The sequence below is a fragment of the Kiloniellales bacterium genome (assembly GCA_030064845.1).
GTDB lineage: Bacteria > Pseudomonadota > Alphaproteobacteria > Kiloniellales > JAKSDN01 > JASJEC01.
This window is the reverse complement of the sequence record JASJEC010000038.1, coordinates 33,182-43,410: the sequence shown is the minus strand read 5'-3', so window position 1 is coordinate 43,410 and position 10,229 is coordinate 33,182. Positions and strand designations below refer to the sequence as shown.

General features: G+C 67.4%; 7 protein-coding genes. 5 read left to right on the top strand and 2 right to left on the bottom strand.

Features of this window, described 5'->3' with window-relative positions; genetic code table 11:
• The first annotated feature begins 206 nt into the window (after positions 1–206).
• Positions 207–1,730: a malonyl-CoA synthase gene (locus tag QNJ67_14185; GenBank protein ID MDJ0610121.1), complete on the top strand. Its 1,524-nt coding sequence runs from the start codon at positions 207–209 to the stop codon at positions 1,728–1,730.
• 45 nt (positions 1,731–1,775) lie between these two features.
• Here QNJ67_14185 and QNJ67_14180 read toward each other — a convergent pair whose 3' ends face one another.
• Positions 1,776–2,525: a hypothetical protein gene (locus tag QNJ67_14180; protein MDJ0610120.1), complete on the bottom strand. Its 750-nt coding sequence runs from the start codon at positions 2,523–2,525 to the stop codon at positions 1,776–1,778.
• A 310-nt stretch (positions 2,526–2,835) separates the two neighbouring features.
• Between QNJ67_14180 and QNJ67_14175 the strand changes: the two genes are divergently transcribed.
• The 4 genes from QNJ67_14175 (at position 2,836) to QNJ67_14160 (ending at position 9,498) form a co-directional block, all read left to right on the top strand.
• Positions 2,836–3,711, top strand: coding sequence for a phytanoyl-CoA dioxygenase family protein (locus QNJ67_14175; GenBank protein MDJ0610119.1), 876 nt, complete (start codon positions 2,836–2,838; stop codon positions 3,709–3,711).
• A gap of 566 nt (positions 3,712–4,277) precedes the next feature.
• Positions 4,278–6,725 (top strand): penicillin acylase family protein, encoded by a 2,448-nt coding sequence (locus QNJ67_14170; GenBank protein MDJ0610118.1) that lies wholly within the window; start codon positions 4,278–4,280, stop codon positions 6,723–6,725.
• 34 nt (positions 6,726–6,759) lie between these two features.
• Positions 6,760–7,989: a threonine ammonia-lyase gene (locus QNJ67_14165; protein ID MDJ0610117.1), complete on the top strand. Its 1,230-nt coding sequence runs from the start codon at positions 6,760–6,762 to the stop codon at positions 7,987–7,989.
• Between the two features lie 138 nt (positions 7,990–8,127).
• Entirely contained in the window at positions 8,128–9,498 is a 1,371-nt protein-coding gene (locus QNJ67_14160; GenBank protein ID MDJ0610116.1) for a pyridoxal-phosphate dependent enzyme, read from the top strand.
• Between the two features lie 15 nt (positions 9,499–9,513).
• Here QNJ67_14160 and QNJ67_14155 read toward each other — a convergent pair whose 3' ends face one another.
• On the bottom strand, positions 9,514–10,107 hold the full coding sequence (locus QNJ67_14155; protein ID MDJ0610115.1) for a hypothetical protein: 594 nt from the start codon (positions 10,105–10,107) through the stop codon (positions 9,514–9,516).
• Between the last annotated feature and the right edge of the window lie 122 nt (positions 10,108–10,229).

Below are 10,229 nucleotides of genomic sequence, written 5' to 3'. Positions count from 1 at the left end.
CTCGGCAACCCCGCGGGCGCGTTATCAAGGCTTTCGGCCCCGTTGAGACCAATGGGGGTCGCGCGGCCCTTGTGATGGCCCGCATCACGGCGGACCACGCTCCTAACCGAAAGACTTGATAACGCGTCATACGACACACCTAATCCTGATAGTGGGTACTAACCTTCGCGCTCTCGCCGCTGCGCCAGCCCAGGGAATGGAAGACTTTGAACGAGAATCTTTACAGCATTATCAAACAGAGGTTGCCGGGGAATATGGCCAGGTCCTTCATCGAAACCCCGGACGGTCGACAGATTTCCTACGGCGAGCTCGACTCCGCCAGCGGCCGCATCGCGGCCCTGCTGCGTGATTGCGGCGTGGTCCAGGGGGACCGCGTGGCTGTGATCGCCGAGAAGTCGCCCGAGGCCACCTTCCTCTACCTCGCCTGCCTCCGGGCCGGGGCGGTCTACCTGCCGCTCAACACGGCCTACCAGGAGGCCGAGCTGGGCTACTTCCTGGGCGACGCCGAGCCGCGGGTCGTGGTGTGCGATCCCAGGGCGGAGGACAAGGTGGCCCCGGTCGCGGCCCGCCACGGCGGCCGGACTCTGACCCTCGACGCCGAGGGCGCCGGCAGCCTGATCGAGGAAAGCCGCGGCCGCGACGGCGACTTCCCGGCGGCCGAGGTGGCGCGGTCAGACCTGGCCGCCCTGCTCTATACCTCGGGCACCACCGGCCGCTCGAAGGGCGCCATGCTGAGCCACGGCAACCTCAGCGCCAACGCCCTGGCGCTGCACGATCTCTGGGGATTCCGGCCCGGCGACACGCTGCTCCACGCGCTGCCGATCTTCCATACCCACGGCCTCTTCGTGGCGATCAACTGCGTCCTGCTGGCCGGCGCCAGGATGCTGTTCCTGCCCCGCTTCGACCCGGAGACCGTCATCCGCCTGCTGCCGCGCGCCACCGTCATGATGGGCGTGCCGACCTTCTACACGCGCCTCTTGGCCCGGGACGACTTCACCGCCGAGCTCTGCCGCGGCATGCGGCTGTTCGTCTCCGGCTCGGCGCCGCTTCTGGAGGAGACTTTCGACGCTTTTCGAGCGCGCTGCGGGCACACGATCCTGGAGCGCTACGGCATGACCGAAACCGGCATGAACAGCTCAAATCCGCTGGACGGCGAGCGGCGCGCCGGGACCGTCGGGTTCGCCCTGCCGGAGGTCGAGCTACGGGTCGCCGACGAGGACGGCCGGGTGCTGGAGGCCGGCGAGGTCGGCGTTCTCGAGGTGCGCGGCCCGAACGTCTTTCACGGCTACTGGCGGCAGCCGGAGAAGACCAAGGAAGAGTTCCGGCCCGACGGCTTCTTCATCACCGGCGACGTCTCGCGGATCGACGAGCGCGGCTACCTGCAGATCGTCGGCCGCGCCAAGGATCTCATCATCTCAGGCGGCTTCAACGTCTATCCGAAAGAGGTTGAGCTGGTCGTCGACCAGGTGCCCGGGGTCGGCGAGTCGGCCGTCATCGGCTTGCCGCACCCGGACTTCGGCGAGGCGGTGGCCGCTGTGGCGACCCGCACGGACGCCGGCGCGGCGGCCTCGGAAGAGGCGGTCATCGCCGCCGCCAAGCGGGAGCTCGCGAACTACAAGGTTCCCAAGAAGGTCTTCTTCCTCGACGCCCTGCCCCGCAACGCCATGGGCAAGGTCCAGAAGAACCTGCTGCGCCAGCAATTCCAGGGCACCTTCAAAGGTCAGGGGTGAGACCTGGACGACCGAAGGCGCTTAAAGGCTGAGTGTCCCGAGGAACTAGAACCGCCACGACAGGCCCAGCAGGCCGCCCAGGTCCGACAGGGTTTCGCCGTTCGCGTCCTTCGAATCCCAGTAGGCGGCGTTGACGCTGGCCGAGACTTTCGGGGTGATGGCATAGCTGACCCCGGCCTGTAGCGTGCCTAGGGCGTCGGCCTGCTCCCCGTCGGAGGCGTCACGGTCGATCATGTAGCTATAGACCAGGCCCATGGAAACCGGACCGGCGTCGTAGCGCGCCTGGGCATTCCAGGCCAGCTTCTCGGCGGGCTTGATCGGATTGGCCTTGTTGCCGAAGGTGCTGCCAAACTGCCACCCGCCCGACTCGAAGACGACGCCGTACCGCAGCAGCTTCGGGCTGTCGACCACCGACAGCCCGTCGCGCACCGGCCGCCGATCCCGGCCGTAGTCGCCCATCAGAGAGAGATTCAAGCTGCCCAGACCCGACTGACCGCGAAAGCCGCGGGGCTCGTCGGGCAGCGCGCCGAAAGCGAAGCTGTCCGCCCTGCCCTCCGGAGCGGAGAAGCCGAGGTCGCCAAGGTCGATCTGCCACGAAAGGGTCGCGTTCGACGCCGCGGGCGCAGAGGTCAGGCTGAAGGCCGCAAGGCCATCCTCGGTCCAACCGACTTCGTCAGGGTCGGTTTCGACAAGAAGCGATACCGGCAGAGCCGTCCAGCCGAAGCGGTCTTGCTGCGCGACGTCCGTCGCGGCCGCGCCCGGCTCTGTCATGATCGCCAGCTGCTCCTGCGCCAAGAGACTTCCAGCGGGCGCAAGAAGCAGCAACGCGAGGCCGACTGCCCGAACAGAGTCCCGAGCACTGCGCGCCCCAAGGCTCGACGCGTGCTTGACAGAAATTAACCTTATGTCGCAATTCGGTTCCATAACTAATTCTATATATTACCACAAAATCGGGCATAATTGTGACATTTCTTGACCAATAGCGTGAACGTCTGCCGAGCCGGAGGGGACGCCCCGGGGTCTTTTTCACCGGGGGGCGCACTGGACCTCGAGGTTCTTGCGGCATAAGCTCTGGGGCTGGCGCCCGCTTCCGTGGGGGAGAGACATGCTGACGCAAGGTCAGATCGAAGCCTTCCGCCGAGACGGTTTCGTCGTCGCGGAGGGCGCGGTGACCGAGGACGAACTGGCAGCGATGAGGAGCGAGCTGGCGGCGTGGATCGACGAGAGCCGCCGCCACCGGGAGCCTTTTGGGCCGCCGACTCAGGACGGGCGCCCCCGCTTCGACATGGGCGCCGAGCACAGCGCGCGACACCCTGCGCTTCGCCGTGTCAACAATCCTTCAGATATCTCCCCCGCCTACGCGGCGGTCATGGGGGGCGCGGCGCTGGTCGACATGGTGTGCGATCTGATCGGCCCCGACGTCAAGTTCCACCACTGCAAGATCAACCTGAAGCTGCCCAACAGCGAAACCGAGGTCGGCTACCACCAGGACTTCGCCTACACGCCGCACACCAACGACGACGTCGTGACCGCGCTCGTCATGCTGGACGACATGACGGAGGAGAACGGCTGCCTCAAAGGCGTGCCGGGCTCTCATCGCGGGCCGCTCTACAGCCTGTTCGACGGTGAACGCTTCACCGGGGCCGTAGCGCCCGCGGTCGCGCGAGACCTGAAGGCTCGAGAGGTCCCAATCACCGGCAAGGCGGGCAGCGTCTGCCTGATGCACACCCGCCTGGCGCACGGTTCCGGCGCCAATCGCTCCCGCTCGCCGCGCGGCCTCTACATCTGCGTCTACACGGCGGCCGACGCCTTCCCTCTGGCGGCCAACCCCATGCCCAATCCCAGCGAGGGCCGCGTCGTACGCGGCACGGCCTCCCGCGCGGCCCGGTTGATGGAAGCCATGGTCGAGCTACCGAAGCAGCCGAAGACCGCCTCGTTCTTCGCTGTCCAAGGGCAGCAATCGGCCGGCTCGGCGACTTAGTCAACGATGAGAAAACTGTTCGACAAGCTCATGGACGCCTGGGGCGAGCTCGGCCTCTGGAACCAGTTCGGCCTCGCCTTCGTCGGCGCGGTCATCGTGATCGCGCTCGCCTTGGTCTTGCTGTGACCCCCTAGAGCGGATTCACATGTTTTTGTCGGAACCGCGAAGCGTTTCCGTCAAAACATGATCCGCTCTAGGGGCGCGCCGAGCGGCGGTGGGATTGCGCCGGCCCGCCGTTCTCCTCCGCATTCTCGCGCGCCCGGTCCTGCCCGCCAAGACTGGGCCTCGATGAAGATCGGCCGGACCTCGGGAACCTCGTTCTTGACCTGACGTTCCATGGCCGAGATGGCGGCGCTGAGGTGTTCGCGGAATTGCCCAAGAGGGCCGCAACCACCACCTTAACGGAACCCCCGGAAGCCATGGCGCCCCTTCCCTGTCGCGCGGCGCCAGGATGGTGGCTCCGCGGTGCCAGGCAAGAGAGCCATGGGGAGCGGCGTGGTGTTTCATGCCGGCCGGGAAATCGGTTAGAAGATCCGCGACGTAGACTGTCCGGAAGGGAGGCGGCTTTGGCGAAACGGGCTCTCCGTTGGATCGGCGTGGTGAGCGGCGTGCTGGTCATCGCCCTGGTGCTCGCGGGCGCCGCCGGCTTCGCTTGGCTGCGCGGCTCCTTGCCGGACATGGACGGCGAGCGCCTGCTGGCAGGGCTGGAGGCGCCCGCCGAAGTGCTGCGCGACGCCGACGGGATCGTCACCATCCGGGCCGCCGGCGAGTCGGACGCGGCGCGCGCCCTCGGCTACGTCCACGCCCAAGACCGCCTGTTCCAAATGGACATGACGCGGCGCACCGCCGCCGGGCGGCTGTCGGAGGTCCTTGGCGAACAGACCCTAGGTTTCGACAAGCTAATGCGCGGTCTCGGTCTCTATCGGCTGGCCGAAGCCAACCTCGAAATTCTCTCGGCCCCTGCCCGGTCGATACTGGAGGCCTACACCGAGGGCGTGAACGCCTACCTGGCGCGGCCTGACCTTCGCCTGCCGCCGGAGTTCCAGGCTCTCCGCTACCGGCCCGAGCCCTGGCGGCCAGCCGACAGCCTGGCCTGGGGCCGGCTCATGGCACTGCAGCTCTCCGGCAACTGGCGCCACGAGCTGCGCCGGCTCGAATTGGCCGAGCGCCTGGCGCCGGAACAGATCGCCTTCCTCTGGCCCGCCTACCCCGAGGACGGTCCGGTCACCCTGGCCAGCCGGGCAACCGAGCGGAAGCGCGCCGCGGCGCCCTCGCCGACCGATCCGGCGGTGCGCCTGGCGCGCCCCGCCGGCGCCAAGGGCCCGATCGATCCCGCGTCCGTCATTCCCTGGTCCTGGGCGCCCAAGAGCGCATCGAACGTCTGGATCCTCGCGGGCGACCAGACGGCGAGCGGCAAGCCGATCCTCGCGAACGACCCCCATCTCGGCCTCAACGCGCCAGGACAGTGGTACCTCGCGCGGATCGAGACCCCGACACTCACTCTGAGCGGCGTCACGGCTCCCGGCATCCCCTTCATGGCGCTGGGCCACAACGGCCATGTCGCCTGGGGCTTCACCACGACCCATGCCGACACCCAGGACCTCTTCCTGGAACGCGAGAGCCGCGGCAAGCCCGGGCACTACGACACGCCGGACGGCCCCAGGCCGTTCGAAACCCGGGAGGAGGTCATCGAGGTGCGGGACGCGGCATCCCAGGTCCTGACCCTGCGCTCGACCCGCCACGGGCCGGTGTTCTCCGACCTCCGGCCGGAATTGGCCAAGGCCCTGCCCGAGGGCCATGTCCTGGCTCTCTCCTGGTCGGCGCTGCGGGAGGACGACCGGACCGGCGATGCGCTCTTCAACCTGAACCGCGCGCGCAACTGGTCGGACTTCGAGGCCGCCATGGCGCTGTGGCACAGCCCGGTCCAGAACGTGGCCTACGCCGACACCGCGGGCGAGATCGGCCTCATCGTCGCCGGGCGCCTCCCGCGGCGCGCCTCGGGGGACGGGCGAAGCGTCGTTCCCGGCTGGAGCGGCGCCTACGACTGGCTGGGACAGATCCCCTTCGCCGAGATGCCGCAAGAGCGCAATCCCGGGTCGGGGCGCCTGGTCAACGCCAACAACCGGGTCGCCGGCCCCGGCTTCCCTCACCTGATCGCCGCGGACTGGCCCGACCCGCACCGGGCCGTGCGGATCGAAGGAGCGCTGGACGGAGATGCCGAGGCCACCGTGGCCAGCTCGGAAATCCTTCAGCTGGACGTGCTGTCCGGGGGGGCGGCCCGGCTCTTGCCGCTGATGCTGGAAGCCCTGGATCGCGCCGAGCCGGGCGGAGACCAGGCCCGACGGGCTTCCGGGCTGTTGTCGAACTGGGACCAAAGGATGGACCGAAGCCGCCCGGAGCCCCTGCTCTTCGCGGCCTGGGTGAACGCGACAGCCCAGCGCCTGCTGGATGACGAGTTGGGTGAAGACCTCTCGCGGCATTGGCGCAACGACCTCGACGTCCTGGCCGAGATCCTGCTGCAGGGCGAGGAGTGGTGCGACGTCACCGCGACCGAGGCGGTCGAGACCTGTCCAGGACAGCTCACGGCCGCGCTCGACGACGCCCTTGCCGAGCTCTCGGCCCGGTTCGGCGGCGACGTCGACGACTGGCGCTGGGGCGAGGCGCATATCGCCCGATTCCACCATCCCCTGCTGCGGTACGTACCACTGGCCGAGCGCATTTTCGGTTTTCCGGTTGAGACCGACGGCGGGTCCTACACGGTCAACCGGGGCGGCGCCCGTTTCGACACCGTGCCCGAGCGACGCTTCGAGCACGTCCACGGGCCCGGCTTTCGCGCCGTCTACGACCTTGCGGACCTGGACAACTCCCGCTTCATGATCGCCACCGGCCAGTCGGGCAACCCCCTGTCGGCGCTCTACGGCAGCCTGGCGGAGCGCTGGCGCGACGGCGCCTACGTAAAATTGGTCGGACCTGAGAAAGCACCGGAGCATAGGCTGGTCCTCAATCCGGAATGAAGTTCCGAACCGAGGCTTCGGCCGGGGGGCCAGAGTGACGGTCACGCTCGACGACATCCGCGCGGCGGCCAAGGAGATCGAAGGCGAGGTGATTCGCACGCCGCTGGTCCCCGCACCGCGCCTGTCCGGGGAACTGGGCTGCGAACTCTACCTAAAACTGGAGAACTTCCAGTTCACCGGCTCCTTCAAGGACCGCGGCGCGCTGGTCAAGCTGAAGAGCCTGACGCCCGAGCAGGCCGGGCGCGGCGTGATCGCCATGTCGGCCGGCAACCACGCCCAGGGCGTCGCGCACCACGCCCGGCGCCTGGGCATCCCGGCCACCATCGTGATGCCGGAGTTCGCGCCCTTCAGCAAGGTCGAGCGCACCCGGAGCTTCGGCGCCCGCGTGGTGCTGACCGGCGACACGCTGGACGCCTCGGCCGTCGCGGCCAGGGAGATCGCCGAGCGCGACGGCCTGACCTTCGTCCACCCCTACGACGACGAGAAGATCATCGCCGGCCAGGGCACGATCGGCCTGGAGATGCTGGCCGACCAGCCGGACCTGGACGAGATCGTCGTGCCGATCGGCGGCGGCGGCATCATCTCCGGCGTGGCGACCGCGGCCAAGGCGCTGAACGACCGTATCGCGATCTGCGGCGTCGAGGTCGAGCTCTTTCCCTCCATGTACCAGGCGCTGCACAAGATGAAGCCGACCTCCGGCGGCACCACCCTGGCCGACGGCATCGCGGTCAAGAACCCGGGCGAGATCACCCGCGGAATCATCGAGCGCCTGGTCGGCGATATCGTGCTGGTCGACGAAGGCGACATCGAGGCCGCGGTCATGAAGCTCTGCGAGCAGCAGAAGGTCGTGGCCGAGGGCGCAGGCGCCGCCGGCGTGGCCGCCATCCTGTCCCGGCCTGAGCATTTCAAGGGCAAGAAGGTCGGCGCGGTGATCTGCGGCGGCAACATCGACGTCCGCCTGCTCTCGGCGGTGCTGTCCCGGGGCATGGTGCGCGACGGGCGCCTGGTGCGGGTGCGGGTCGGCATCGTCGATCAGCCGGGCGTACTGGCCGAGCTGGCCCACCTGGTCGGCGACTGCGGCGGCAACATCATCGAGGTCTTCCACCAGCGACTGTTCCACAACGTGCCGGCGAAGCAGGCCGAGATCGACCTGATCGTCGAGACCCGCAACGCCGACCACGTTCACGAGATCGTCCAGAGCCTCAAGGCCGGCGGCTTTCGCACCCGGGTCCTCTCCGCGCGCTCCGACGACCCCGATGGCTAGCTGCCTGCAGAACCAGGGGCCTTAGCAGCGTATTGACCGGCCCGGGCCGAACGGCGCGGGGCGAGGCTTGCGGAAGCCGCCGGGCGCCCGATACTTTGAGATCCGCGCCAGACCGCAAACTGTCAGGAAGACCGCCCAATGAACGTCTTCGCCAACGTCCTTGAGCTGATCGGCGATACGCCGATGGTCGAGGTCTCCGCTCTCGACACCGGCGTCTGCCGCCTGTTCCTCAAGCTGGAGAGCCAGAACCCCGGCGGCTCGATCAAGGACAGGATCGGCAAGTCCATGATCGAGGCGGCCGAGCGCGACGGCCAGCTGAAGCCGGGCGGTGCGATCATCGAGGCGACCGCCGGCAACACGGGACTTGGCCTGGCGCTGGTCGCAGCCCAGAAGGGCTACAAGCTGACCATCGTCGTCCCCGACAAGATGGCCCAGGAGAAGATCTTCCACCTGAAGGCGCTTGGCGCCGAGGTCCGCCTGACCCGTTCCGACGTCGGCAAGGGCCACCCCGACTACTACCAGGACATGGCCGAGCGCATCGCGGCCGAGACCGGCGCCTTCTACGTCAACCAGTTCGGCAACGAAGCCAACCCGCTGGCTCATGAAACGACCACCGGCCCGGAGATCCTCGAACAGATGGGCGGCGACCTCGACGCCATGGTCTGCGGCGTCGGCTCGGGCGGGACGATCACCGGCCTGGGTCGCTACTTCGCCGAGCATTCGCCCAAGACCGAGATGGTCCTGGCCGATCCCGTCGGCTCGATCCTGGCGGAGTACATCGAGACCGGCCGGGTCACCAACGAGGTCGGCTCCTGGATGGTCGAGGGCATCGGCGAGGACTTCATCCCGCCGATCGCGGACCTGGCGCTGGTCAAGAAGGCCTACACCGTGAGCGACGCCGAGGCCTTCGCCGTGGCGCGCGAGCTGCTCGCCAAGGAAGGCATCCTGGCCGGCTCCTCCTCGGGCACCCTGATCGGGGCGGCGCTGCGCTACTGCCGCGAACAAACCCAGCCAAAGCGGGTCGTGACCTTCGTCTGCGACAGCGGCAACAAGTACCTGTCCAAGATGTTCAACGACTACTGGATGCTCGACCAGGGCTTCATCGAGCGCGAGCACCGCGGCGATCTGAGCGACCTGATCAGCCGGCGGCACGAGGAGCGGGCGACGGTCACCCTCGGTCCGCAGGACACCCTGCTGACGGCACTGGGGCGCATGAAGCTCTACGACATCTCCCAGCTGCCGGTCATGGGCGGGGACGGCGCGGTCGTCGGTATCATCGACGAGGAGGACATCCTGCTGGCGGTGTTCCGCGACGACACCCACTTCCGCGACCCGGTCGAGAGCGCCATGTCGGCCCGTCTCGAGACGCTCCAGGCCGACCAGCCGCTCGACGCCCTGCTGCCGGTCTTCGCCAAGGGCCACGTCGCGATCCTTCTGGAAGGCGAGCGCTTCCTCGGCTTGGTGACCCGGATCGACCTCTTGAACCACCTGCGCCGGCGCATGAAGTAGGCCGGCTTCGCCAAGTCAGTTCGACGACTCTTGCTGGGAACTGCGCTTGCGTCTCTGAGCCTGCCAGATCTTTAGGTAAAACAGGCTGAAACCTGCCATTAGAAGGGTCAGGGAAATGGTCAGGAGAAGACCTGGCCAGTCGGTCTCCTCTTGCATGAGCTCCGTCCAAAGGATGACTGCCATGAGGGCGGTCATGAACGGACCGGCAACGATGCCAAGTTTTGGCACCCAGGGCGCCATCCGCTCGGCAGCGATGTTGGCCCAGTCGAATCCCAGCGCCATGGAGTCCGGCGCTGTCGGAGCGCGTCGAAGGCTGTCCCAATAGGTTTGTTTCCTGTGAGAGCGGTACAAGAGCCATGCAGGGACAAGAAGCAACAACAAGACAATGCCGATGAGATCGTAGCGGTCAGACCTGTAGAGAACGCCGATTGTCGAAGCCAGTCCGGCCGTGGGCCAAACTATCCAAGTCTTGATCTTGCGCCCTTCGAAGACCTTCTGTGCGAGATCAGCCTCCAAGATCACGGTTCTTGCGAAAAAGTGATCACGATAGAGATATCTTCCGTCTTCCAGGCGGCGGAACGCCTTAGACTGGGATAGTTCGTCCACCATGGGATGGCTCACGGCTGGGTTCAGGGCCGCCCGGGCCTAGGTCTCTCATCGAACGCGGCAGATCAGCCGTCCCGATGGGCAGCAATCCTTGCACGGCAAGCCCCAATGGCAGGTTAAGGGCG

Coding starts and splice junctions, on each gene's coding strand:
- QNJ67_14175 (MDJ0610119.1), top strand. CDS start 2,836: ATGCTGACGCAAGGTCAGATCGAAGCCTTCCGCCGAGACGGTTTCGTC.
- QNJ67_14160 (MDJ0610116.1), top strand. CDS start 8,128: ATGAACGTCTTCGCCAACGTCCTTGAGCTGATCGGCGATACGCCGATG.
- QNJ67_14155 (MDJ0610115.1), bottom strand. CDS start 10,107: ATGGTGGACGAACTATCCCAGTCTAAGGCGTTCCGCCGCCTGGAAGAC.